Annotated in this window: 24 protein-coding genes; 11 read left to right on the forward strand and 13 right to left on the reverse strand. The window is 37.1% G+C overall.

Annotation, left to right across the window (positions count from 1 at the left end; all coding sequences use genetic code 11):
- Positions 1–12: 12 nt before the first annotated feature.
- Positions 13–354 (forward strand): preprotein translocase subunit SecG, encoded by a 342-nt coding sequence (secG, locus tag ACMAYX_RS09080; RefSeq protein ID WP_103217869.1) that lies wholly within the window; start codon positions 13–15, stop codon positions 352–354.
- A gap of 58 nt (positions 355–412) precedes the next feature.
- Here the strand turns inward: secG and ACMAYX_RS09085 are convergent, their stop codons facing one another.
- The 3 genes from ACMAYX_RS09085 to ACMAYX_RS09095 all read right to left on the reverse strand — a co-directional run bounded on the left by ACMAYX_RS09085 (position 413) and on the right by ACMAYX_RS09095 (position 2353).
- The gene (locus ACMAYX_RS09085; RefSeq protein WP_412470332.1) at positions 413–1114 is read right to left on the reverse strand and encodes an ankyrin repeat domain-containing protein; all 702 of its coding nucleotides are present in this window, start codon (positions 1112–1114) and stop codon (positions 413–415) included.
- 130 nt (positions 1115–1244) lie between these two features.
- Positions 1245–1718 (reverse strand): single-stranded DNA-binding protein, encoded by a 474-nt coding sequence (locus ACMAYX_RS09090; protein WP_103217867.1) that lies wholly within the window; start codon positions 1716–1718, stop codon positions 1245–1247.
- 212 nt (positions 1719–1930) lie between these two features.
- Positions 1931–2353, reverse strand: a complete 423-nt coding sequence (locus ACMAYX_RS09095) for a hypothetical protein (RefSeq protein ID WP_103217866.1) — start codon at positions 2351–2353, stop codon at positions 1931–1933.
- Between the two features lie 389 nt (positions 2354–2742).
- On the opposite strand from ACMAYX_RS09095, the gene ACMAYX_RS09100 reads away from it, so the two are divergent.
- The 7 genes from ACMAYX_RS09100 to ACMAYX_RS09130 all read left to right on the forward strand — a co-directional run bounded on the left by ACMAYX_RS09100 (position 2743) and on the right by ACMAYX_RS09130 (position 10453).
- Positions 2743–5508 (forward strand): Tad domain-containing protein, encoded by a 2766-nt coding sequence (locus tag ACMAYX_RS09100; protein WP_412471711.1) that lies wholly within the window; start codon positions 2743–2745, stop codon positions 5506–5508.
- Positions 5509–5641: 133 nt separating this feature from the next.
- Positions 5642–6613: a histone protein gene (locus ACMAYX_RS09105; protein WP_412471710.1), complete on the forward strand. Its 972-nt coding sequence runs from the start codon at positions 5642–5644 to the stop codon at positions 6611–6613.
- 69 nt (positions 6614–6682) lie between these two features.
- Positions 6683–6925 carry a glutaredoxin family protein gene (locus ACMAYX_RS09110; RefSeq protein ID WP_103217863.1) on the forward strand — a complete coding sequence of 81 codons (243 nt, stop codon included), beginning with the start codon at positions 6683–6685 and terminating at the stop codon, positions 6923–6925.
- A 17-nt stretch (positions 6926–6942) separates the two neighbouring features.
- The gene (locus ACMAYX_RS09115; RefSeq protein WP_103217862.1) at positions 6943–8256 is read left to right on the forward strand and encodes an HD domain-containing protein; all 1314 of its coding nucleotides are present in this window, start codon (positions 6943–6945) and stop codon (positions 8254–8256) included.
- Positions 8257–8306: 50 nt separating this feature from the next.
- A complete protein-coding gene (locus ACMAYX_RS09120; RefSeq protein ID WP_103217861.1) occupies positions 8307–8981 on the forward strand; it encodes a hypothetical protein in 675 nt (224 codons plus the stop codon).
- A complete protein-coding gene (locus ACMAYX_RS09125; protein ID WP_392993328.1) occupies positions 8974–9879 on the forward strand; it encodes a hypothetical protein in 906 nt (301 codons plus the stop codon). The genes ACMAYX_RS09120 and ACMAYX_RS09125 overlap by 8 nt, the downstream gene beginning before the upstream one ends.
- A 67-nt stretch (positions 9880–9946) precedes the next feature.
- Complete coding sequence (locus tag ACMAYX_RS09130; protein ID WP_103217859.1) at positions 9947–10453, forward strand: rhodanese-like domain-containing protein; 507 nt, start codon at positions 9947–9949, stop codon at positions 10451–10453.
- A 5-nt stretch (positions 10454–10458) separates the two neighbouring features.
- On the opposite strand, the gene ACMAYX_RS09135 is transcribed toward ACMAYX_RS09130, so the two are convergent.
- The 6 genes from ACMAYX_RS09135 to mreC form a co-directional block, all read right to left on the reverse strand.
- Positions 10459–10944, reverse strand: a complete 486-nt coding sequence (locus ACMAYX_RS09135; RefSeq protein WP_103217858.1) for a MarR family winged helix-turn-helix transcriptional regulator — start codon at positions 10942–10944, stop codon at positions 10459–10461.
- A 77-nt stretch (positions 10945–11021) separates the two neighbouring features.
- Positions 11022–11294: a hypothetical protein gene (locus ACMAYX_RS09140; RefSeq protein ID WP_103217857.1), complete on the reverse strand. Its 273-nt coding sequence runs from the start codon at positions 11292–11294 to the stop codon at positions 11022–11024.
- 64 nt (positions 11295–11358) lie between these two features.
- Positions 11359–12471, reverse strand: coding sequence for a rod shape-determining protein RodA (gene rodA / locus ACMAYX_RS09145; RefSeq protein WP_103217856.1), 1113 nt, complete (start codon positions 12469–12471; stop codon positions 11359–11361).
- A gap of 15 nt (positions 12472–12486) precedes the next feature.
- Positions 12487–14502, reverse strand: a complete 2016-nt coding sequence (gene mrdA, locus ACMAYX_RS09150) for a penicillin-binding protein 2 (protein ID WP_103217855.1) — start codon at positions 14500–14502, stop codon at positions 12487–12489.
- Positions 14502–15032: a hypothetical protein gene (locus ACMAYX_RS09155; RefSeq protein ID WP_103217854.1), complete on the reverse strand. Its 531-nt coding sequence runs from the start codon at positions 15030–15032 to the stop codon at positions 14502–14504. Before ACMAYX_RS09155 ends, mrdA begins: the two co-directional genes overlap by 1 nt.
- A complete protein-coding gene (mreC, locus tag ACMAYX_RS09160; RefSeq protein ID WP_103217853.1) occupies positions 15029–15919 on the reverse strand; it encodes a rod shape-determining protein MreC in 891 nt (296 codons plus the stop codon). The genes ACMAYX_RS09155 and mreC overlap by 4 nt, the downstream gene beginning before the upstream one ends.
- 129 nt (positions 15920–16048) lie before the next feature.
- On the opposite strand from mreC, the gene ACMAYX_RS09165 reads away from it, so the two are divergent.
- From ACMAYX_RS09165 to ACMAYX_RS09175, 3 genes are all read left to right on the forward strand, one after another.
- The gene (locus ACMAYX_RS09165; protein ID WP_103217852.1) at positions 16049–17512 is read left to right on the forward strand and encodes a SurA N-terminal domain-containing protein; all 1464 of its coding nucleotides are present in this window, start codon (positions 16049–16051) and stop codon (positions 17510–17512) included.
- A gap of 24 nt (positions 17513–17536) precedes the next feature.
- On the forward strand, positions 17537–17767 hold the full coding sequence (locus ACMAYX_RS09170; protein WP_021268351.1) for a ferredoxin: 231 nt from the start codon (positions 17537–17539) through the stop codon (positions 17765–17767).
- A gap of 122 nt (positions 17768–17889) precedes the next feature.
- The gene (locus ACMAYX_RS09175) at positions 17890–19722 is read left to right on the forward strand and encodes a hypothetical protein (protein WP_412471709.1); all 1833 of its coding nucleotides are present in this window, start codon (positions 17890–17892) and stop codon (positions 19720–19722) included.
- Positions 19723–20103: 381 nt separating this feature from the next.
- Here ACMAYX_RS09175 and ACMAYX_RS09180 read toward each other — a convergent pair whose 3' ends face one another.
- The 4 genes from ACMAYX_RS09180 to ACMAYX_RS09195 form a co-directional block, all read right to left on the reverse strand.
- Positions 20104–21171 (reverse strand): hypothetical protein, encoded by a 1068-nt coding sequence (locus tag ACMAYX_RS09180; protein WP_412471708.1) that lies wholly within the window; start codon positions 21169–21171, stop codon positions 20104–20106.
- Between the two features lie 74 nt (positions 21172–21245).
- Entirely contained in the window at positions 21246–22385 is a 1140-nt protein-coding gene (locus tag ACMAYX_RS09185) for an acyl-CoA dehydrogenase (RefSeq protein WP_103217849.1), read from the reverse strand.
- Positions 22386–22388: 3 nt separating this feature from the next.
- On the reverse strand, positions 22389–23180 hold the full coding sequence (locus ACMAYX_RS09190) for an enoyl-CoA hydratase/isomerase family protein (RefSeq protein WP_233189710.1): 792 nt from the start codon (positions 23178–23180) through the stop codon (positions 22389–22391).
- A complete protein-coding gene (locus ACMAYX_RS09195; protein WP_103217847.1) occupies positions 23170–24015 on the reverse strand; it encodes a 3-hydroxybutyryl-CoA dehydrogenase in 846 nt (281 codons plus the stop codon). Before ACMAYX_RS09195 ends, ACMAYX_RS09190 begins: the two co-directional genes overlap by 11 nt.
- Positions 24016–24167: the final 152 nt, after the last annotated feature.

Raw genomic sequence — 24167 nt, forward strand, 5'->3', positions numbered from 1 at the left:
AGGAAATAAATTATGGTTACTGGTTTAATGATTTTTCACGGTGTTGTTTCAGTACTTCTAATCATCGTAGTTCTTCTACAATTTGGTAAGGGTGCGGAAGCAGGTCTTCTAGGTGGTGCTTCAGAAGCCGTATTCACAGGTAGCCAACAAGGAAATATCCTAAGTAAAATTACAGTTGTACTTACTGTTCTTTTCCTAGGTAACTGTATTCTTCTTGCTAAGATTCAATCTGGTAAAGAGTCTAAATCACTACTTGATAGTGCAGCGCCAATCGCAGCTCCACTTAACTCAGATACAACAGCTCCAGCACAAACTGCTCCAGCGACTGAAGAAACAGCTCCTGCTGCAAAATAAATTCAAAGAAATTCTAAGAATATACAAAATAAAAAAAAGCTCCCGAAGGGAGCTTTTTTTATTTCTTCTTCATTAATTTTAAAATTGATTCTATTCCTAACTCTTGTGCATATTGGGCAACAGTCTTCCCGTTCGCATCTGGAATATTTGGATCGGCCTTCATTCCTAATAAAGCACGGACATTATCGAAGCGCTTATTCTTGATAGCAATGTGAAGAGGAGTATCACCTCTCTTATTCTTCTCATTTACATCAGCGCCTTTTTTAGCAATATAGTAACGAATTGATTCAGGTGTTGATTTCTTTGCCATAGCAAAGAGTGAAGCTGGCCTTCTCTTCTTGTGAACTAAGCTTACCTCTGGAACAGAAGCAATTCCACGTGACTTTCTTTTTTTAGCAGCTTCAGCGGCCTTGGCCTCTGCAACTAGTTGAGCTTCATTTTTAAACTTATCTTCAACAAAGCTTACTTCGTAGTCGCTAATAACAAATGAGCTATTTTCAATTTCATTAAGATTAATATCTTCAAGTTGCCAGTCTTTCTCTGTTTGCACTACTCGATTAGGAGTGTCCCCCTTGATATCAAGTTTCTCTTCAGAGATCCCATAAAGGTCTGCAAGGTAACGATACTCAGCTTCCTCACTTTCAGTTAAAAGCATCTCATTACTTTCAACTTTGCTTAGAGGAAGAAGGCCCCCATGCTGCTCAAAAGAACCACATGAAGCAAGAATAACTAAAAATGTTAAAAATCTTAACTGACTCATCAACTCACTTATCGCCACGAAGTTAAGATTTCTTTAGTCGTTCTATGTTTACTTTAAAATTCAGGTATTTAGAAATAAATAAGGCCCGCAAAAGCAGGCCTTAGTCATATATAGAAATTTAAATTAATCTCTAGAATGGGATGTCATCAGCTGTGAATGAAGCGTTCGATGAAATATCGTAACCTTGGTTCATATCATCGTGCTGAGGCATTTCTTGGTTAAATGAGTTGTTGTTATTAGACTGACCCATTGAAGCACCTTGACCAGCAGATGGAGCTGCTCCACCAAGGAATTGAATTGTTCTAGCATTGATTTCTGTTGTGTATCTCTTGTTACCGTCTTTGTCTTCCCAAGATCTTGTTTGAAGTTGGCCTTCTAAGTAAGCTTGACGACCTTTTGCTAGGTATTGACCACATAATTCAGCAAGTTTTCCCCAAACAACAACTCTGTGCCATTCAGTTCTTTCTTGTTTTTGTCCGTTCTTATCTGTCCAAGACTCACCTGTTGCTAGTGAGAAGTTACATACAGCCATCCCAGATGGTGTGTACTTAAGTTCTGGATCTTGTCCTAAACGTCCTACTAAAATAACCTTGTTTACACTCATTTGTTCCTCCAATTTTCTTCGCGTATAGCTGAAACAATACTTAAGAATTCAGCTATAACCGCAAGGTTGAGTATTACCTGAATACATTACTACAATAATACGACTTTCCCCTATCGAGAAGTCATAAATAGCTATGCAAATACAAAAAAAAGGACAACTTGCGTCAAGAGCTTGAAATGATATTCATTAAAAATTGAAGGTTCTAAATTTTTTTAATACATGTCTGCAAAAGCTTGCTCAACATTCTCTGGAGCAATTTGAGCATGGCCACCTCTAGTCTGCCAAAACTCTTTTACTTTTGATTTCGCGATACGCACATCCTTCTTGTACCAAGCAGCATCAAAGCCACAGTGAGGACATGGAATTTCTTTTTTGAAGTTTAGTCTAAGCGCTGCTTCAAAGCCTGCCCAGAATAGAAAGAAAGAAAAGATTCCTGCAAAGCTAATAAATGGATAAAGTACACCAGTTGTTGCAACTGTAAGCATGAATACCTGAAGGTAGTTTTTTGCATTCATGTGAGGGTTTGTGACAACTGCCCTTTGAGTGCGACAAAGAGGACAGAAGAATTCAATATGCGCTTTCTTAAATTTGTAAGTACGCGTCTCTAATGGATTAAATGAATTCAATGTCTTCAATTATCGCCCTCCTAAGCATCGACAAAGTAAACATACTTCGACTCCTTAATTTTACCAATTTAGTCGCTGAGAATTAAGCAGGTAAAAAAGGTACCAGGCCCTGTTCTTATTCATCCGTGATTCGAACAAGACCATAAGCCTGGTAGAGATAAGTACTCACAAAAACAAGTACTTAAAGATGACCGAAAGGCCATGGTTAAGGTGGTTAGCCTTGCCTGTACAAACGTTCTACTCCAGGGATTAGGCACCATATCCTTGGTACCTATTTCTATTACAAGTTCAATGCCAACTTAACTCGGTGCAACTAACTAGAAATAGAAAGTGTTCATATCAATTGACGCATAAATGCCACTTTCGGTAGCATTAAGTTACCGGAAAAATAAGGCATTATGACACAACCACAACATTCACATTCGAAAAAATTAGTTAAGAACACGAAAGGCCAAATTAGTATCTTCTTTGGAGTTACACTTGTGGCAATCTTCTCATTCATCGCATTCGTGGTGAATGTTGGACTCTTCGTAAAGGCCAAGATCAATCTGCAAAATGCAGTTGATACTGCTGCTTGGTCGGGAGCCGCTTCTCAAGCTAGACAACTAACAAATATTGCTCACCTTAATTGGGAGATGAGAAATACTTATAAAGAGTGGATGTTTAAGTACTACGTTCTTGGTCAACTTGCGAATGAGAACACTCATGCTAACTCAACAACAACAATGAACTTTGCCTTGAAGCGCTTTGATGAAAGTGGATCTGACTTTAGTAGTGGTGTTAAGGGTGACCATTACAACGTTCCCTCTATTTGTCTTCACTTTGGCTCTGGTAATAACGAAAACCTTTGTACAATTTATCAAATCCCTGGTCTTCCTCGCTTTCACGTCGCAGGGATTCCAGATGTTAGTGAAGAATTTGAAAGAACAATGGATGCCTTTGTTAATTTAAAAGCAAAGAACTGTATGGTTCGTTCAACTTATAACTTTTCGGCCGCAAAGAATTACGCTTTTGCTGCCGGTGTTTCACAAAATGATGTTCCTATTGCAGCAGCAGATCGAACGGGTGCGTGGATTGAATCAATGGAGCTTGCTCTTAGAATTAGAAATCTTGAGATGATCGTAAACCGCCCACCTATTACACAAGGAATTTGTGGTGGTGGTTCTGCCACTGGTTGCGTTAACCCTGAGCAACTATTTATGGAGAACCAATCGACAGGAATTCCAATTAACGATCGACCACTGAAAGCCTATATGGCCGCGGCAAAAACTCTTGGTGGTGGAATTTTTAAAACAACATTCGACGGTGCATTTGCAAAGTCTTTAGTGCTTTATGAATTAGCTCCAAAGACGTTCACACCTTCACCACAATCGTTATCTAGTTTCCTAATCCCACAAGATGCCAGTTATAACGGCGGTGAACTAGTTGCTTCATCAAAGCGCTATCTTGATCTTGTACCGATGATTATGAATTTCACGACGTTCTTTACAACTTTTGCTCCTACAACTGAAGGTATTTCAACGATTGCAGTTCCTGATTCAAGCGGAACAGCTGCAGAAGCGTCATGTGCATCGACAAAGACTTCACTACCTGTACCTGGCTATATTCTAGGCTTCTATAAGAATCCAAAAGTTGTGACATATTATGCAGTTAAGGCCAAAGCTAAGTACCTTGGTTTACTTAATCCATTTTCGTTCCTAGAAAATAATGGCTTTATCGATATGGCAGCATATGCGGCAGCAAAGCCTTTTGGTGGCCGTATTGGGCCGGCCCTCGTTTCACCAACAGTTGGAAAAGATTATGCTGAATCGAGTTCAAATTCGGCCCGTATTGCAAATGCCTCTGGTTCAAGAAGTGCTAACTTCATTATGGGTTTTACAACAACTGGTGACCCAAGAACAACAGATGACCCTACTGATGGTGTAAAGATTCAGGGCCTACCACTACCGGCAACCTCAGACTTTTTTCTAGATGCTGCTGACACAACTGCTGCAATTGGTGGGATTCCATCAAATGTTGATGTGAAATTTACGATACCGAATATGATCTATAATTTGAATTCGCAAACGACTTCGGAATCAGACCTTCCAACCCTTGCCTACAATCCTAACCCAAGTAATATCACTGGCGAGAAAGCAGGGCTTTTCACAACAAAGCAATTTGTTGATTTAAGGGCAAATATTCCGAACTACACGGTAAATCAGGCCGGGGTGACAGCACAAAATCTTATCGAAGCTTTTCAAAATGTTCGTGCTCCGACAAATTATGATGTTCTCAATTACTTAGTTCCAACAGTTAACAGCTTAGAAACAGATATGACGGCCGATCACTTTCCATCAGTGCGCTATATTGATCCAGCGGCCAAAACTATTGGTTACTTTGCACCACTCTTCCACTCTACTTTACTTTATAAGGACAGGGAGGCCCTGACTGGTGTTCTAACTGATTATATTGATACTCTAAGTGATGCTGTTATCGTTTATCGCAAGGCCCTGGATTTCTATGCAACGAAAGTAAGAAATACTAGTGCTCAAGATCCTACGGCCTATATTGAAGCCTCAAAGGCAATCTTTGATCCAGATGTTGATGGCGACCCAACAACGACTACTGTTGCCCTCCCGATTCCGCAGTGCCAAAAACAAAGTATTGCCTCACGCTTCACTTACTTCATTCTAGGAAAGGATGAAGAAGCAAAGCCAGACAACTGTGAAACGATCCCACTATTAGGGGCCATAAAGACGTATATTAACACTAAGGCTCAACAAACACAGTCTAACCTCTACTACATTACGACTTACCGCCAGAACAATGAAGCGAACCCTCCTTCACCGTCACTAAATAATAACTCCCTAAGGACGGCATATGCTCCTGGGAAAGATTATGGCGGGGAAAATAATGGACGTTCAGTAAATCCATTCACCAGTAAAAATAAGAATCATCGCCGTAACGCCTATTCAACAAAGCTTATTAGCCTAACATCGATTACAGATACTGCGTCAGGTTACGCGAAGAATGAATCAAATTACATGGAGTTTCAAGCAGGCTTCTCGCCAGAAGGTGAAACTCCAAGAAGCCCTGAAGATGTTAAGGCCACGGGAGATGTCATTTCTAACCCATTGCCAAGAACTGAACTGCAAGAATTTGGTTCGAATTTATACTTCTAATCACTTTACTTAAATTAACCAAGTCCCCTTTAAAATGGCCCTAAATGGGCCATTATAAATAAAAAAGAACTTGCGAAATTTTTAATTTCTTTTATATACTAAGGACGATTTATAACTTTTTCGCGAGGTATATATGGCAAAGAAGAAAGTAGCCAAAAAGACTGCAAAGAAAGCAACTAAAAAAGTAGCCAAAAAAACTGCAAAGAAAGCAACGAAGAAAGTTGCAAAAAAAGCAACAAAGAAAGCGGCAAAGAAAGTAACTAAAAAAACAACTAAGAAAGCTGCAAAAAAAGTAGCCAAAAAAACTGCAAAGAAAGCAACAAAGAAAGCAACAAAGAAAGCAACAAAGAAAGTTGCAAAAAAAGCTGCAAAAAAAGCTGCAAAGAAAGCAACGAAGAAAGTTGCAAAAAAAGTAGCTAAAAAAACTGCAAAGAAGGCAACGAAGAAAGTTGCAAAAAAAGTAGCTAAAAAAACTGCAAAGAAGGCAACAAAGAAAGTTGCAAAAAAAGCGGCTAAAAAAGCGACAAAGAAAGCAGCAAAGAAAGTGGCCAAAAAAACAGCAAAGAAAGCAACAAAGAAAGTTGCAAAAAAAGTTGCAAAGAAAGCAACAAAGAAAGTTGCAAAAAAAGCTACAAAGAAAACGACAAAGAAAGCCGCTCCAAAAACGGCCAAAACAGTCGCTAAGAAAACTGTAAAAAAATCTGCCGATAACAAAGGTCTTTCTCGCGAAGAAGCAATTGCAAAATACAAAGAGAAGCACAAAGATGCTCTTGATTCTCAATTAGCAGACTCTCTAAAAGAATATGAATTAGAAGATAAGCTTGCAGTGGCAGAACAGTCAAAGCTTGAAACGATCGAAGAGACTGAAGATAGTGTAGGACTTGAAGCTGCGGAAGATTACAACGAGCCAGGACCAAACCTACAAGAAGAGTATAATCCTGATGATGAGCAAGATGAGAAAGATGACCTTAGCTTTGGCTGGGGATACAACGATGCATTTGACTCACCAGAAGAAGAAATCTCTACTGAAGAACTTGACGAAGATGAGAGATATGCACTTGGCCTTGACTCATCTGAGGAAGAAGACGAGGACGATTTTTACTAAAATCTATTGATATCGAATATAAATATAAGAAAAGCGGCTTTTGCCGCTTTTTCTATTTGGAACGAAATTATGAAACTAGAATTTTTTTACTATACAGGCTGCCCATTTTGCCATCGCGTTATGGATGTTATTGATCAATTAGGGATTAAGTTAACTTATTGCGATATAATGAATGACACATCGGCCCTAGAAAGGCATATTAATACTACAGGACGAAGAACTGTACCATGTCTCTATATCGATGATAAGCCGATGTTCGAATCTCAAGATATCATTAATTGGCTGATTGCGAATAAAGATAAGATTAATTAATTTTTGAGGAATTTTTAATGGAAGTAAGAGACCCGGTCCACGGATCAATTCATATTCTTAAAGAAGAAGAGCCAATCATTCGCGCGGACTTTTTCCAACGTCTTCGCAATATTAAGCAACTTGGATTTTCTGAATATATTTTCCCAGGTGCCACTCATACTCGCCTCATCCACTCAATCGGTGTAATGAAAGTTGGAGAAATGGCATTTGACCGTCTCTTCAAAAATCAAATCATCACAAAAGAACACTTAAGGATTAAAGAAACTTTCAAGCTTGCCTGCCTTCTGCATGACATTGGCCACGCGCCCTTAAGTCACTCGACAGAAGTCGTAATGCCAAAGCTTACTGATCTTAAAATTCCTCAAGAGTATCTTCTTGATCGCGATAAAAATAGTGAGCGTCAAGCGACTCACGAAGATTATACAATCAAAGCTATCGCAGATAGCTCCCTTGCTCATAGCCTAAAAGAAGTTGAAAGAGTCTTTGGAGTTGAAAGAAAGTATATTGCTGATTTAATTCGCGGTGAAACTAGTGATCACGATTATTTTAAAATCGATGGAATTAGCTACTTCCCTCTTCTCCATCAATTAGTTTCAAGTGAACTTGACTGCGACCGCATGGACTACCTTCTAAGAGATAGTTACTTCTGCGGAGTTAGTTATGGTTCTTACGATCTTGACTGGCTTCTTGATAATCTTGAGCCTGCAATTATTGATGGCCAAGCTACACTTGGTATTTCAGAAAGAGCAGTTATTACTTTTGATGACTTCCTACTAAGTCGCTACCACATGTTCATCATGGTTTACTTCCACTACCGTGCAGTTTGCCTTGAAAAACTTTTACAACGCTATTTTAAAACTTCTCCATATGAATATTTAATCCCGGCAGATATTGAAAAATATATTGAGCACGACGATTATCACCTTATGAAGATTTTAAGACACTCAAATAATCCTTACGCAAAGGCCATTGTTAACAATCAAACGCCTGAAAAGATTTTTGAATCTTTCAACTCTTCACAATTGGCAACTCTTGAGAAGGTTCAAGCCTATCTAGAGTCTATCAATCTGGAAGTTATTCGCTCATCTTCAACTGGACGTTTATCTAAGTATTATGCAGCAGATAGACCAAAGGACAAGGGGCAATACACGATGAAAGTTGTAAGGAATTCAAAAATGGGTGGAATGACTGAATACTTCGATATTAACGAAGCAACTGATCTATTCCATAAATTTTCGAAGTCTCACGCAATTAATAGACTTCATTGTGACATGGACAAACTAAGCAAAGAGAATTTAGCAGAAATTAATAAAATTATTTCTTCAAATTAATCTTTGAATCTTTGGACTAGCCTCATGGGGCCCGTCTATAATAAATAGATATGAATAAGTTTTCACTTTATGTGCTATTAATTTTGCTTTATCTCGGTATATCGAAGAGTTTTTCTCCGTCTGAGAAGAGAACAATATTTGTTCCTAATGCGAATGCGTATGCAAATATATTTAAGGGCTCACCAATTTCAGTTATTCTTGAAAGAGAATTTTCTACTGGTGCTCTGATTAAGACTTATCACCATCGATACCAAATCATTCATGCCTTCAAAGCACCCCAAAGAATTAACGTCAGGATTTCTCGAGAGTTCTTCTTGGAGAATCAAAATAATATTGGGATGTCTTTATTTAGAAGATATGAAAATGATGAAAGCTCAACAGTCCCAATGCCTCCGGGTTCAATCTATATCGGCTCCCCTGCTTATGGAACATGGAGAACATCTGATTCAGGACAAAAAGTATGGCGCTTTCACCGCACCTACAAAAACTTTCCTCAAATCTTTCACTGGGGTGAATTTACTCCAACATATGACTTTTATCGCAGAATGATTGTCTTAGAAAAGGCAAGCTCTCCTTTCTATGGCCTAAATAATGAATTTGGGACAAACGGAACAGTGACTACGGCACACTATGCGTTCAAGAAAAAAAGTGAAAATAAAACAACACTAAAAGACATACTTAAGAAATATACAAGTTTACCTAAGTGGGAACAAAAGAATGAATGAGTTATACGATAAATTAATTATTCGAATTATTTTTGCACTAATTATTTGCTTTATTATTTATATTTATAAGCAAGCTCATTTAATTCTCTTTCCATCAATTAAGCATCAAATTCTAAAGAAATTCTCTCCATCAAAAAACTCTACTGATACAATTCACCTATTTGGAAGAATTATTGGAATCGGAATAATTTATTCGAATATTGTAATAAATGTTTCAGATGGAATGTATTTTGCACTTGGACAATTATTTTTAGAGTCGATAATGGTAATCGCACTCTACCTAGCTTCACTGTATATTTTAGAAAGTATTGTTCTTTATAACTTTGAATATGCTGATGAAATTTTACGTCGTAAAAACTATGCTTACGCTATTATATGTTTTTCTCACTCAATTTCTTTAGCCTATATTTTAAAAACTGTTATTAAGGTTTCAAATAGTTCTCTTATTATGACGCTTTTTCTATGGCTCTTTGCTGTGGTTCTCATTGGATTCTGTTCAAAGACATTTCAGATTATTTCAAAGCTCTCTTTTAATAGACTACTTGTGCAAAAAAGCTTGGCGGTTGCCATCTCATACATGGGATTTATTTTAGGGCTTTGTACGATTATTTCATCATCACTTGATCACTCTCTGCAAGATATTAAGTGGTACACGATTCAAGTTATTTTAAAAATCCTACTCTCTATTATTATCATTCCAATTATTCGTAAAGGCCTTATTTGGGTCTTCTCAATTCAAGATGATCTACAGATTAAGAAGGATGATACTGACGATTCAAACCTTAGTGTTGAACTTGGTTATGGTATTTATGAAGGTGCAATTCTCTTCACTTCATGCTTCTTAACAACGGTTATTACTGGGAATATCTATTACGGAAATTTTTACCCTCTCTTCTAAATAAGGGTACATTCCTTCATTCCACTTTTTATTTGGCCGATAAGAAATTGGAACGAGGAGGATTTTCGTGGATTTAAAATATTTTCAAATGCTAGATTTTATCAATACTAGACTAACTAATATTGAACGCAACCTTGCTAAGATTGACGAAAAGGTCGACTTCTCTGTTTCACTTCAAAGAAATCATTTAATTCGCGTAAAAAATGGTGAATTCATCGATGATAATATGATCTTAATGGGACTTCCATATAATGACCTTTCTCCTCGCAAAGCCTTTGATGTCTACGAAGATAAGGATATGGATTATATTATTTTAGATATCACACCTAAGGATTATGAAAAACCTGTAAAGCTTGAAGGTGCTATTCATATTCCGTATGAAGAACTCGATCACCGCTATGTTGAGATTACAAATAAGACAACACCTATCCTAGTGATTAGTGAGGATGGACTTAAATCAATACAAGCATGCGAAAAGCTAGTAAAGAAAGGTTTCTTTAACGTAAATAACGTTTCCGGCGGCTATAAATTTTGGCCGGCAACTCAAGGTTCAGTTGTAGTTAAAGTAGCTTAAACTTCTTAAAAATCGAGAGATAGGTTGAGTTGAATTCTCGACTCTAGAGTTTGCCTTTCAACATTACTTAATTTGTTGTGCATATTCTCAAGAGTAGACTGAATTCTTTCAAGCTCAACCTCTCCAATTCTTCTCGAATAATTACCTTCAATTAATTCAAGAACATCAAAGAGAGAGAACTTAAACTTCTCACCATATTCAGTTAAGTAAACGCGTTGTTCACGCTTATCAACTTCTGAAGATTTACGAACGATATAGCCACGCTTTTGTAACTCATTTAGATGGCTTGTCATTGTTTGTTTTTTTAGGCCACAAGAAGATCCAATCTCCTTGATAGTTGGTCCTTCGTTTTCACAAATATAAACTAGAATTTCAAGAAAACTTGGCCTTAAGTCTGTAAAGCCTTTGTCTTGTAGATAACTAAGAATGTGATTACTGTAGATACGATAGATCTTCTTCAGTAAACTTCCAATTGCAGATACGTGCTTCATTGCATACCTCACTAACACGAATATTGTAGCGAGATAAAAAAGACATAGTCAAATATTAGTACTATTTTAATCAAATCTTAAAATGTTCTCTCAAAACGGTGAATTAACTCATAAGGTACTGATTTCACGATAATTTGATCTTCGCTCCCCTGAGCTCCCCCATCGATGACATCAGTATTCGGAATTTTCATATCAGTTGTATGCACATATTCGAAATCTAGACCTAGATTCCACATATCTTCTTTAAGGCGATCAAATAACTCGAACTCACTATCGAAACCAGCACCAAAGGCCTGTGGCGCGGATAGTATTAAGACAAGTGTTAAAAAATTGATCATCTTTTTTAGCATATTTGCTCCATATTAAGTTGTTTTACTAATATAGATGCATTATCGATGCCAAAATCCAGCTCCTCTAAAAGAAGCGTCTTGTATTTGAAATAGAAGTCGCTACTCCAATACAAACCCCAAATGTCAAAAGTGAAGAACCACCATAAGACATTAAAGGAAGAGGCAGACCAACAACAGGTAATAACCCCATGACCATTCCCATATTAATAAAGGTGTGCCAGAAGAATATACTCATGACCCCGATAATGGTGACGGACTCAAAGATTCTACTGACGTTGACAGAGAGCCACACAAATCTAAAAAACAAGAAAAGATATAACCCAATTAATAAGATTGCTCCAAAGAAGCCATGCTCTTCATTATAAATAGAAAATACAAAGTCAGTATGATTTTCAGGTAAGTAGTTCAGGGAAGCCTGAGAGGACTTTCTAAGTCCCTTCCCGAATATTTTTCCAGACCCAATAGCAATCTTTGATTGAATAGCATTATAGCCAGTCCCTTTTGCATCCGCAGTTGGATTAATAAAGGTTTTAATACGATTTCTTTGATATTCTTTTAAACCGAATTGATACATCACTCCACCACTGACAAGACCAACAAGAGCAAGAATTAAAAGTGTCTTCCACTTAAGTTTTCTAAAGAACACCATCGTAAAGAAAATTAGAAGAATAAGAAGTCCTGTTCCTAAGTCCGGTTGAACTACAATTAAGATCGTCGGGATAAATGCCAAGATAGCAGGCTTAATTAAATCCTTGAGTCCAAGTTCACTATCAGGAGCATAATTTCTAAAGTATCTAGCGAGTACGAAAATAACAGATATTTTCATTAACTCTGAAGGTTGGAATCTAATTGGCCCAATCATTAGCCAACGTCTTGCCCCCATTCCTTTATGACCAAGAACAATAACCAATATTAGTAGAACAATATTAAATAGATAAATAGGCCATGCGAAACGATAAAGGTTTTGTGGGTTAATAAAACTAATAACGAAAGCAATGACAATCGAAAGAGCATACCATCCAATTTGTACTTTAAATAAATTTGCATGTGCAGTAGAGGCAGACGCATGTGTTGCTGAATATAGATTAAGAATTCCGAAGAAAAAGATAACTGAACTCAAAAGAAAGAATGAGAAGTCATATCTTTTAAAAAATTCTTTAATATTTGATAAATCCATTAAGTTCTCACTTTTTTAATCTTCAGTTTGACCTTCGTCATCACCATCAGAATCTTCATTCTTCTTTTCTTTTTCGGCCCTAAGTCTTTCCGCTTCTTCACGCTTTTTTCTTCTATCAGCGAAGAAGTCTGACATGATTTTGCGATCTTCCTTGGCATAAATCTTATGAAGATCTGGCATATACTTTTTCATATATGTCGTTAGAACATTTCGAACAATAGGTCCTGCAGCACCTGATCCAGAACAACCGTGTTCAACAACAGCTGCAACTGCAACACGAGGATTTTCATATGGAGCAAAAGCCACAAATAACCCGTGGTGTCTCTGGTTATATGGTTTCTCAGAACATTTTTGAAATAGCTCAGTTGTACTCATCGAGATAACCTGAGACGTACCAGACTTACCGGCCATCTTTACACCAGTACCTCTAACCCACCAGCCAGTACCTCTTGGGTGGTTGGCCACTTCATAAAGACCCTGTCTTACATCAATCAGAGTTTGTTCACTCACCTTTGCTGTTTGAACTAGATCTTCTTTATAGCTTTTAATGATATCACCTTTATTATTAAAAACTTCTCTAACGATTTGAGGCTTATAAACCTTCCCACCATTTGCAATCGCAGCATAAGAAACAGCAAGTTGAAGTGGAGTTGTTAAAACATAAGACTGTCCAATAACACAACTTACCGTTTCACCATCTTGCCACTTTTCTCCAAAGCGTTTCTCTTTCCACTCACGAGTAGGAATTAGACCTGTTGTTTCTCTTGGAAGTGCAATACCTGTCTTCTCACCAAGCCCAAACATTCTCGAATATCTTGCAAGTACATCAATATCCAATTCAACTGCGATCTTATAATAATAAACATCAACAGATCTTCTTAGAGATTTGTATAAATCAGTTATTCCGTGTCCTGATCTTTTCCAGTCATTATAAGTACGACGACCTAGGCGGAAGCGTGGCCCACACATAACTTCATCTTTAGCTTTAATGATGCCTTCTTCTAAAGCAGCAATCGCTGTAAAAACTTTAAATGTAGAACCTGGAGCATAGTGATCTTGGATTGTACGATCTCGAAGTGGACGGTCAGGATTATTAATAAGAGAGTTCCAATACTCTGAAGTTAGCCCCTTAGAAAACTGCCCTGGATCAAATGAAGGACGAGATACCATCGTTAGGACTTCACCATTTCTAACGTCAACAGCAACAACACCACCAACTTTCCCCTCTAAGGATTTATAAGCAGTTTTTTGCATATCACGATCAATTGTTAATCTTAGGTTGTTTCCTGGTGTTGCTTTCTTATTTTCAATGCCCGCAAGAATATTACTAGTTCCAATAGAACGGCGCATACGCCCTCTAGCATCTACTTCCATAATTTGATAACCATCTTCTCCTCGAAGGTCCTGATCAAATCTTTCTTCAACACCTGCTTGACCAATAAAGTCTCCAAGCTTGTAATCAATATTATCTCTTTTGCGATAACGAGGTAGTTGGTTTTGAGAAATCTCACCGATATAACCAAGCAAGTGTGAGCCTACTTCCTTATCTCGATACTCGCGAGAAATAAATGTTTCAACTTGAACACCTGGAAGCTTCTCATTTTCTGTTTCAATGATGGCCACTTCTTTATTAGAAATATTTTTCTTGATACGAACAGGACGATAGCGTGCTTGCCCACGAAATTTCTTAAGAGTTGAGTAGATCTCCTTCTCAGTCATTTCAAGAATTTTAGCAAGCTTCTTAATCGTCTCTTTCTTATTGTCTAAGTATTGTGGAATAATAACTAAGTCAAAACGAGGTACGTTATCAACCATGAGTTGATTATTACGTGAAAAGATCATTCCTCTTGGTGCCTTAACTGTTTCTTTTCTTAAGCGGTTTTGAATTGAATATTGATACAGTAGATCACCTTGGTAAATCTGAAGGTACCATAAACGTATTAAAATAATCGCAAACGCGAGTGTAATTAAAGTAAATAGAATGTCGGCCCTAGTCTTATGAGACCGAACTACTTCTTCTTCAGCAAACATTAGACATTATTCCCCATAAGGCCTTCACTCTTCGTTCTCCAAACTTTATCAAGTAATGAAAAGAAGATAGGAGCTAATAAAGATAAAATAATACTCTCAGGAATAAAGCGCCAAAATTTCTGCACAATATAATCGAAGCTATCAAACTTTAAATATAGTAGTGATGAACTGATAAAAAACCACAGAACCTGAAAGAGAAAAACTGTCAGCATCGTGATAAAGCTACTTGTAAAGTGTAGAAGATCTCTTAGGTATCCAATCACAATACAAATTAAGATTCCCGAAATTGTTCCGTACTCCCACCCTTCAATTGAAAAAAGTGAATGAGTTAATTGAAGAATTAAAATGATAATTGCAAGATACGGAGTTTCCAATTTAAAACCAATATAAAGAACAAGAAGAACATTAAATGGAATCATGTATTTGTTAAGGCCAAATAGTGGTAAGAAAGCACTGGCCAAAACTTCTAGTACAATTAGGATTAATACAGTTATTAATAATCGAATTGGGATATCTGAAGACTTAATCATCTCCCATCTCCTTGTTGAGCATTATTCTCTAGAGCTTCCCACTCCACACGTTTCTTGTCTTGGTCCTCTGAAGGAACAAGAACAGCGACTTCTTCAAGTTTTGAAAAGTCGACAGTTGGAGTTACTTCTAGGTGTTGAGTAATCCCATAACTCTCTCGTTCAATCTTTGTGATAATACCAACAGGGATTCCTCGAGGATAAATATTTCCAAGTCCTGAAGTAATAACAAGATCATTCAAACGAACAGGATCTGTACGTACCACATACTTCATCACAGTACGCCATCCAGAATAACCTTCAAGAATACCGTATGAACGTGTGCGATTTACGATAACATCAACGCGGTTACTTGGATCAAGTATTGTTAGAATGTCGGCAAAGTGATCTGTTAAACGATAAACGTAGCCAACGATTCCATCTGAAGTTACAACTGTAGATTGCAACTTAATACCATCCTTGAAACCTTTATCAATACGAATAACTCTAAAGTCACTTGAAGAGTCCCATGCCACAACTTGAGCAGAAATCATTTCATGTTTAATTTTTTTACCAAAATTTAAGATTTGACGCAGGCGTTGGTTTTCTTGTTCTAATTGCTTTAACGCAAATACTTCCTGCTTTAACGAACCAATTTGTTCTTTCAAAGTAACATTTTCTTTCGACGCATTAACATTAAGCATATAGTCTTCAAAGAACGAAGCTACATTCTTGTATGCATTTGAAATGCCTCTTTGAAGAGGTGCCAACGTGTCCATCATAACATTTTCAAAAATTGAGGCTTCTTTGTAAGGTGCCTTACGCTTTGACACGCCGTAAAATGCAAGTGATAGAACAACTAGGTTTATGATTAATTTGGTTCGAGATCCTTCCGATGCAATTAGCTTCATTCTAATCCTAAGTTGCTATTTTTTTTTATATTAAAAGAGTACACAGGATTATTTAAACTGCCAATATTCTTTACGGAGTAGCATATTTAAGTGATAATAACGAAAATTAAAATTACATGGAGTGGTAAAATGTCATCTAATTTTCAGAAAAAATCATCGCAGATATTCCTGACTCTTTTCATCGGAATTATCGTTATTTCATTCATGGTTTCAGGCCCATTTTTCAATACGGGAACACCTGATTCAATTGGTAGTGTTGCTGGTCACGATATTAAGGTTCGCGACTTTAACATGGAAGTACAAAGACAATCTGATTTTTACTCAAAGTTTATTGGTGGAGGCCAACCTCTTACTTCTCAACAAATGAGCCAATATAAAGTTTATGACAACGCGATCAGAAATTTAGTTTTCCAAAAACTAAGAGTTGTTCTTTCTGAAGATCTTGGGATTCTTGTTTCAAAAGATGAAGTAATTAATGAAATTAAAAACACTTCTTACTTCCAAACAAATAAGCAGTTCGATATCAATAAATATAAAACTCTTCTTTCATATAACAAGTTCACTCCAGAAAATTATGAAGAAGAACAAAAAGAAAGAATTGCACTGACGAAACTACAAAACATTGTTCAACATGTTCCTGTTTCAAAAGCTCTTACTAAAGAATTAAATGAACTTTACAATGACAAGAGAAATGCAAAGATTATTACAATCAAAAGTGCAAACGTAAGAAAGCTTGTAACAATCTCATCTTCAGATATTACAGCTTTTCTAAAAGAAGAAGCTAATAAGGCTAAAGTAGAATCTTTATTTAAAGACAAGCTGCCTCTACTTAGTCAACCTGAGCAAGTTAGAACAAGACATATTTTAATTTCTACTGAAAATGGAAATGAAGCAGAAGCACTTAAAGAAGCAAACAAGATCAGAAAAGAAGTTAACACTAAGAACTTTGTAACTCTTGCTAAGAAATATACTCAAGAGCCACAAGGTAAAACGAACGGTGGAGACCTTAACTGGGTTAAGCGTGGACAAATGGTTCCAGAATTTGAAAAAGCAACATTTGCTCTTAAGAAAGGTGAAATCTCTCAGCCAGTTAAGACTTCATATGGTTACCACATCATTTACGCTCAAGATCGTAAAGAAGCGGTAGTTGCAAAAATTGAAGATCACCAAAGAGATATTGCAAAAGAAATTCTTCAAAAAGAAAAAGATGTTGCTCCTCTAATGGCAACAGCAATTAAAGAAGTACAAAAAGCAGCTTCAAACTCAAAAGCACTTAAGTCACTTGAAGAGAAGTACGGACTTGGTATTAAAGAAATCAATATCAATAAACTTGAAGGTGCTGGACCAACAGGTGAACTTGATGAGAAACAAGTTGCTGAAGTTTTCACAAAAGACTCGGGTCTATTTACTTTTGAAGACGCTACACAAACAACAATTGTTGCTACGACTCCTGCAAAATCAACAGATTCAAAGGGTTATGATGTGAACGCACTTACTAATATTAGTGCTCAACAAACTCTAAAAACTCTGCTAGATAAGTTAGGAAAAGAATATACTTTTAAGCAAAATAAATACGCACAATTACCACAGTAATTTTAAATAATTTGGAGAAGTGAGATGGCCGACAAAAGCGCAAAATTTGATCAAAATGTAGATGGAAAGTTCTATGTTGATGACCAATGCATCGCCTGTGATGCTTGCGTGATGGAGGCTCCTCGCTTCTTTGAAATGAATGACGACGAAGGCCATGCCTTCGTTAAGCTTCAGCCTTCAAATGATGCTGAACTTGAAGAGTGTATGTCTGCTCTTGAGGCATGCCCAGTAGAAGCTATTGGAGAGGACGGCTAAGTCCTCAATTTCTTTGCAACTCACCTCTCTTTTTTAATCTCCTAAACTACTAAAATCACATTAAATTAAATCAAATTGAATTAAAGTTATCTGCCCAAATAACCGAGTAGTATAATATGGTTATGAGGTTAAAAACCCTATTCATTCTAACGAGCTTAAGCTTTAGTGCCGTTGCAAAAAATAGCAATGACAATCAAGAAGCACGTTATCTTCAAGTTCTAACAAGTCAGAACCCGATGTTTGAAAGTGCCATGAGTGTTCCTGGTGTCAAGGATATGTATTCCGAATGCTATCGACAGGAATCAGAGAAAACATCATTTAATGGTGTTGAAGTTGGAAATTGTCTATGGGGAAAAATTCAAGCCGATGAAGGAACACTTAAGCAAATCAACAAACTAGTTGAGAAGCAGAGTGGAAAAGATGGATCCGGGCGCTATCGTACAACAATGGATACGGCCAAAGGAACATCAAAAGGACTTGAAACCTTAAAACAATTTCTTATCGAAAAGCTTGAAAAGGCCCTTTACGGAGAATTTGATAGTAAAACTGGCCAATACGATAAAATTGCAAGTCAAAAAACATTCTTTGAATTATATAAAACGCAACTTGGTAAAAATATTATCTCAGCAGCAACGAGCTACTGTATTGAATCAAAGAACTATGGTTACCCTCTCATTTCTGAAGATGAATCGGTAAGAGAAAAAGTTAAAAATGAAAACCTCGTTGGCCTAAATGAAACTATCATAAGAACAGATCCAAATACCGGTGAACAAAAACAAGTTCTAAAATCTGCAAGTAACTGGGAAGCATGTATTGGTAATATCAACGCTGTTTGCTACGCAGGGGCTGCCGGTGGAGAATTCAAAGTTTTCAACTCCGACCCGAATAACACACAAGGCGAGAAAAAGATCGTTCGTGCAGATATCATAAATACTTGTGCAAAACATGTTTCAGGTAAAGATAGTGACGAAAAAGTTGATAAGTGTGATTCTCTTGTTCGCTACTCATACCCAAGAGCCTGTAACGTCATTCAGTATATTGAGTTAGCAAGACAAAGTATTACAACAACAGATGGTATCGCAAAGAAGTTTGAAAAACTTCAAGGCACAGATAGCTTATCAAATGTAAAAATGTATGATTCACGAGAAAAGTCAGACGAGAGTATTGATGCTCTTACAACGATTTCTTCTGGTGAAGCAATGGACGCTGTTGCAAAAGGACAAAAAGAAGAGATTGCAGCAATGGAAGAATGTTATAAAGATGGCAAGATCGTTGATGCAGAGGCATGTAAAAACTTTCTTTCATCAAATAGAGAGGAACAGTACTCTCTTCTTGGAGAGCTAAAGGTACAAGAAGAAGCTACACTACAAAGACTAAAAGATATCGAAGATAATCCAGAGGAAGTTGCAAAACTTCTTATTGAAGAAGGTTACACTGAGGATGAAGCTAAGAATCTTGCAACTGTTCAAGGTGTAAAGGATCAAATTGCAAAACGTTATGAGGCCAAGAAAGACGCCATTCTTCAATCTCTAAGTGATGAAATCAAAAAACATACAACAAAGGGTGATGAATTTAGCGAAATTGAAGATCTTGAAACCATAGCGGCACTAGCAGAAAAAACGCAGAAAAAAGCCGAGAATTTCTCTAAGCTCGTACACTTTAATAATATCGTTTCTTCATACCTGGAAATTCGTAGTGGAGACGAAAACGAAGATACTCAACGAAACACGCGTGCTCTAGCAATGGAGATGAAAAACTCTATCCTTTCGGAAGAGAATCGTGAAAAGTACAAAGAGATGGGAGTTGATCTAGGATCGATTGGTTACTCTGCAGATGATCTTAATGAAAAATTTGCAACTACAGGAATGGACTATTCTGAATCTTCAAATGATGATGCCACACTAGATGTTGGTGATATTAACACTTATCTTTTAAGTTTATTTAAGGGTGAATAGGTTTCTAAGTAATTCTGATTTTTTAAGTAAATTTTTTTGCTAACTTTAGCCTTGTTAAAGAGTCGCATGTTTCGGTCATGTAAGGAAGTATGCTCACTCATTTTCACTTCGTGAAAATATCGTTTTTCTTTGCGGTAGTTTTGAAGCAGAGATGAATGTGACCTAAGAAACAAAGAGCGTAGCTCGCGTGTTTCGGTCATGTAAGAAAGAATATTTACTCATTTTCACTTTGTGAAAATATCGTTTTCTTTGCGGTAGTTTTCCCATTACTCCTGAGACAACAAAGCCGGGCTTGAACCCGGCTTGTTGAATTAGTTTTCTAGCTAAAGATTGGGGAGCTGGCATAGCGTCCAATAGTTTGCCTTTGGGCAAACAATGACGCTATTCCTCATCCATAATAGCTTTAACAGATGACTTAGTTTCAAAAGCGATATCCTGATCGTCTTCTGCATCAATATCATCAACTTCGTCAAAGCTCTCATCCGCTTCAATATCCATCTCACGAAGAACATCTACGAATGCCTTATCATCATTAAGATCTTTTAGAACTTCATCAATAACTTTTATCGGGTACTTACCAATAATCTCTTTTACATATTTCTGAAGCATTCCTTCTTCAAGAATTGAGATCTTATTCTTAATTTCTTTCCAATATCCAATATAGTGAAGACGACAGAAACCAGCTGTAGTCGCAGGATTATCACATCCTTTTGCTAAACACTCATCTGTATCACCTAGGAAGTAGTCTAAAGTTTCAGCAAGTCTGAATACTTCTTCAACTTTTTCTTCTTCAGTTGCCGGAAGTGGAGTCTTTTTAATTACTTCTTCTTCCTCGTCCTCTTCTTCTAAAATCTCGTCTTCACCAGCAACCTCAAGCTCTTCTTCTTCGATTTCATCTTCATCAAAAAGCTCTGGTTGTACCTCAACGATTTCTTCTTCAACTTCTACAACTTCTTCAACAACCTCTTCCTTCTTTGCTTTCGCTTTTGTTGGCTTTGTTGTTGCTTTCTTTGCAGTTGTTTTTTTCTCAGCTGCAGCCTTCTTAGTTGTCTTCTTAGCTGCTACCTTAGTTGTTTTCTTTGCAACTTTTTTAGCTGCAGCTTTAGTAGTCTTTTTCTCAACTTTCTTTGCTGCTACTTTTGTAGTTTTCTTTGCAACTTTTTTAGCGACTTTCTTTTCAGCTTTTTTGGCCACTTTTTTTGTTACTTTTTTAGCCGCTTTCTTTGTTACTTTCTTGGCAGCTTTTTTGGCCGTCTTTTTTGTAACTTTCTTAGCTGCTGCTTTAGTTGTTTTCTTCGCAACTTTTTTTGCAGCTTTCTTAGCTGTTTTCTTAGCTGTTTTCTTAGCTGTCTTAGGTGCTGCTTTTTTAGTTGTTTTCTTAGTCGTTTTTTTCGCAACTTTTTTCGCAGCTTTCTTAGCTGTTTTCTTCTTAGTAGTTTTTTTGGCCATGCCTACTTTCTCCAAGATTTTCTTTAACATAACAAGTTAAAACCGTATCACTTCTCTTTCAATTGAACAACTATCTACTTTAAGCTCTTAAGCTCATTAGCAGCGATAACCACTCTTTGAATCTCTGAAGTCCCTTCATAAATTTCTGTAATTTTAGCGTCACGGAAGAATCTCTCAACCGGATACTCTTTTGTATAACCATTACCACCACAAACTTGAATCGCTTGAGTTGTAATCCACATTGCCGATTCAGCTGCAAATAGCTTTGCCTGAGCAGATTGTAGTGAATACTCTTCACCATTATCTTTTCTACGAGAAGCCTCCCAAATTAGAAGACGAGACGCAGCAAGTTTTGTACTCATATCAGCAAGTTTAAATTGAATCGCTTGAAGAGCGTGAAGTGGCTTACCAAACTGAACTCTTTCATTTGAGTAGTGCTTAGCATAACGGAATGCAGCTTCACCAATCCCAAGGGCCTGAGCAGCAATACCGATACGTCCACCATCAAGTGTATTCATCGCAATTTTGAAACCTTTTTCATACTCGCCTAGTAAATTTTCTTTTGGAACTCTAACTTTATCAAATGCGATTTGAGCTGTTGAAGATCCTTTGATCCCAAGCTTATCTTCACATTTCATAACTTCGAAACCTTCTGAGTCACATTCAACGATGAATGCAGAGATTCCTTTATAGTTATCAGTCTTAGAAGTTTTTGCAAAAACAACAGCGATATTCGCTTCTTTACCATTTGTAATGAAGTTCTTAGTTCCACTAATCTCGTAGTAGTCACCTTTATCTTCTGCATAAGTTGTTAATGAACCAGCATCAGTTCCTGCATTTGGTTCAGATAGACAGAAACAACCAATATGCTCACCTGTAGCAAGCTTTGGAAGATACTTTTTCTTTTGTTCTTCATTACCAAAGTTTAAGATTGGATAAACACATAAAGATGTGTGAGCTGAGATTAGTACCCCTGTTGAAGCACAAGCACGTGAAATCTCTTCCACGATAATTGAGTATGAAACGTAATCCATACCTGCTCCACCGTACTCTTCTGGAACATATGAACCTAGGAATCCGTTTTCACCAAGCTTAGCAACAAGCTCAGTTGGAATTTTTTCATTCTTATCAATAGAAGCCGCAAGTGGCGCAACTTCACTGTCTGCAAATTTAGAAACTAGGTCTCTAAGTTCTTGGTAGTCACTTAACATCATTTATTATTCCCCTTTAAATACAGGTTTTCTTTTTTCAACAAAAGCAGCTGTCCCTTCTTTCATATCGTAAGAAGAGAAGATATCACCAAAGTGGCGAGCTTCAATATCTAGACCTTCTTCAACAGTAAGGTCGTTTCCTTCATTCATAAGCATTTTTGAAATAGCTACAGCATTTGGTGAGTTCTTTGCAATAGACTCAAGTGTCTTCATTGCTTCATCAAGCATTTCTTGTTGAGTTTCAAATGAACGAACAACAAGGCCAATTTCTTTTGCTTCATTAATATCTACATTGCGTCCAGTATAGATGATTTCTTTGGCGCGATTGCGACCAATAAGCTTAGACAATCTTTGTGTTCCACCAAAGCCTGGAACTAGACCTAGCTTAACTTCTGGCTGACCAAATACTGCAGTATTTGTTGCATAGATAAAGTCACATGCCATTGCCATTTCGCAACCACCACCAAGTGCAAAACCATTTACACATGCGATAACTGGAATATTAAGACTTTCAAAAAGTAGCGTTACATCTTGTCCAAGAGTTGAGAAGTCATGTCCTTCATCAACACTCATATCACTCATCTCTGCGATATCGGCACCAGCAATAAATGCTTTCTCTCCAGCACCTGTAAAAATCATCCCTTTAAGGTCATGATTTTCGCTTAGTGAAGATAGGAAATCTTTTAGTTCATGAAGAACTTGTGAGTTAAGAGCATTGTACTTCTTCTCACGGTTTACTTTTAAAACTCCGATATCACCCATTTTTTCAAATGAGATTGTTTCAAAATTAGTACTCATAAACACCCTTTCCTACTTTACGTCCGAAGCGCCCAGCAGTTACATATTTTTTCAGAAGTGGACATGGACGATACTTTGTATCACCTAGACCATCGTGAAGAACTTCCATGATTGCAAGACAAGTATCAAGACCGATGAAGTCAGCAAGTTCTAATGGACCCATTGGCTGGTTACATCCAAGCTTCATTGCATCGTCAATACCTTTAGCTTCAGCAACACCTTCATAAAGTGTATAGAAAGCTTCGTTAATCATTGGCATAAGAATTCTATTTACAGCAAAGCCTGCTACGTCGTCTGCGCGTACAACAGTCTTCCCCATTTTCTGAGCAGCTTCTTCCACAGCGTTGATTGTTTCAGAACTTGTTTCAAGCCCTGTGATTGTTTCAACAAGCTTCATTACAGGAACTGGATTCATAAAGTGCATTCCTGCTACTTTCGCTGGGCGAGAAGTTGCAGCAGCAATTTCAGTAATTGAAATTGAAGAAGTATTCGAAGCAAGAATCGCTTCAGGTTTTGCAATTTCATCTAATTGTTTAAAGATTTTAAATTTGATTTCTTTGTTTTCAGTTGCAGCTTCAATGAATAGATCACAATCCTTAAGGTCGGCCATATCAGAAGTTGTCGTAAGATTTGCAAGAGTCGCCTCAACGTAAGACTGCTCCCACTTCCCCTTTGAAACACCTTTGTCTAATTGCTTTTTGATAAAGTTGTGACCGAACTCAAGACCCTCGGCACTGATATCGTACATAAAAACTTTATAGTCATTCATAGCAGCAACTTGAGCAATTCCACGCCCCATTTGCCCTGCTCCAATAACGGCAATTTGTTTAATCATTGTGTCTCCTTTGTATTGGCATTGAAAGTACCTAATTTAAAAGGGATCGTCCATTAAATTACTGGTTAATAGGGCCTTATTTGGTCCTATGGCCCAACCAACAAAAACAACAAAATATAGTGACTTATCGTGTAATTTTAACTTTTCACTTG

Origin of the sequence: Halobacteriovorax sp. RT-2-3 (assembly GCF_047085075.1) — a bacterium.
GTDB lineage: Bacteria > Bdellovibrionota > Bacteriovoracia > Bacteriovoracales > Bacteriovoracaceae > Halobacteriovorax_A.

What these genes read in the sequence shown, in the direction of transcription:
- secG (WP_103217869.1), top strand. Translation starts at nt 13, where the DNA reads ATGGTTACTGGTTTAATGATTTTTCACGGTGTTGTTTCAGTACTTCTA.
- ACMAYX_RS09085 (WP_412470332.1), bottom strand. Translation starts at nt 1,114, where the DNA reads ATGAGTCAGTTAAGATTTTTAACATTTTTAGTTATTCTTGCTTCATGT.
- ACMAYX_RS09090 (WP_103217867.1), bottom strand. Translation starts at nt 1,718, where the DNA reads ATGAGTGTAAACAAGGTTATTTTAGTAGGACGTTTAGGACAAGATCCA.
- ACMAYX_RS09100 (WP_412471711.1), top strand. Translation starts at nt 2,743, where the DNA reads ATGACACAACCACAACATTCACATTCGAAAAAATTAGTTAAGAACACG.
- ACMAYX_RS09105 (WP_412471710.1), top strand. Translation starts at nt 5,642, where the DNA reads ATGGCAAAGAAGAAAGTAGCCAAAAAGACTGCAAAGAAAGCAACTAAA.
- ACMAYX_RS09110 (WP_103217863.1), top strand. Translation starts at nt 6,683, where the DNA reads ATGAAACTAGAATTTTTTTACTATACAGGCTGCCCATTTTGCCATCGC.
- ACMAYX_RS09115 (WP_103217862.1), top strand. Translation starts at nt 6,943, where the DNA reads ATGGAAGTAAGAGACCCGGTCCACGGATCAATTCATATTCTTAAAGAA.
- ACMAYX_RS09120 (WP_103217861.1), top strand. Translation starts at nt 8,307, where the DNA reads ATGAATAAGTTTTCACTTTATGTGCTATTAATTTTGCTTTATCTCGGT.
- ACMAYX_RS09125 (WP_392993328.1), top strand. Translation starts at nt 8,974, where the DNA reads ATGAATGAGTTATACGATAAATTAATTATTCGAATTATTTTTGCACTA.
- ACMAYX_RS09135 (WP_103217858.1), bottom strand. Translation starts at nt 10,944, where the DNA reads ATGAAGCACGTATCTGCAATTGGAAGTTTACTGAAGAAGATCTATCGT.
- ACMAYX_RS09140 (WP_103217857.1), bottom strand. Translation starts at nt 11,294, where the DNA reads ATGCTAAAAAAGATGATCAATTTTTTAACACTTGTCTTAATACTATCC.
- rodA (WP_103217856.1), bottom strand. Translation starts at nt 12,471, where the DNA reads ATGGATTTATCAAATATTAAAGAATTTTTTAAAAGATATGACTTCTCA.
- mrdA (WP_103217855.1), bottom strand. Translation starts at nt 14,502, where the DNA reads ATGTTTGCTGAAGAAGAAGTAGTTCGGTCTCATAAGACTAGGGCCGAC.
- ACMAYX_RS09155 (WP_103217854.1), bottom strand. Translation starts at nt 15,032, where the DNA reads ATGATTAAGTCTTCAGATATCCCAATTCGATTATTAATAACTGTATTA.
- mreC (WP_103217853.1), bottom strand. Translation starts at nt 15,919, where the DNA reads ATGAAGCTAATTGCATCGGAAGGATCTCGAACCAAATTAATCATAAAC.
- ACMAYX_RS09165 (WP_103217852.1), top strand. Translation starts at nt 16,049, where the DNA reads ATGTCATCTAATTTTCAGAAAAAATCATCGCAGATATTCCTGACTCTT.
- ACMAYX_RS09170 (WP_021268351.1), top strand. Translation starts at nt 17,537, where the DNA reads ATGGCCGACAAAAGCGCAAAATTTGATCAAAATGTAGATGGAAAGTTC.
- ACMAYX_RS09175 (WP_412471709.1), top strand. Translation starts at nt 17,890, where the DNA reads ATGAGGTTAAAAACCCTATTCATTCTAACGAGCTTAAGCTTTAGTGCC.
- ACMAYX_RS09180 (WP_412471708.1), bottom strand. Translation starts at nt 21,171, where the DNA reads ATGGCCAAAAAAACTACTAAGAAGAAAACAGCTAAGAAAGCTGCGAAA.
- ACMAYX_RS09185 (WP_103217849.1), bottom strand. Translation starts at nt 22,385, where the DNA reads ATGATGTTAAGTGACTACCAAGAACTTAGAGACCTAGTTTCTAAATTT.
- ACMAYX_RS09190 (WP_233189710.1), bottom strand. Translation starts at nt 23,180, where the DNA reads ATGAGTACTAATTTTGAAACAATCTCATTTGAAAAAATGGGTGATATC.
- ACMAYX_RS09195 (WP_103217847.1), bottom strand. Translation starts at nt 24,015, where the DNA reads ATGATTAAACAAATTGCCGTTATTGGAGCAGGGCAAATGGGGCGTGGA.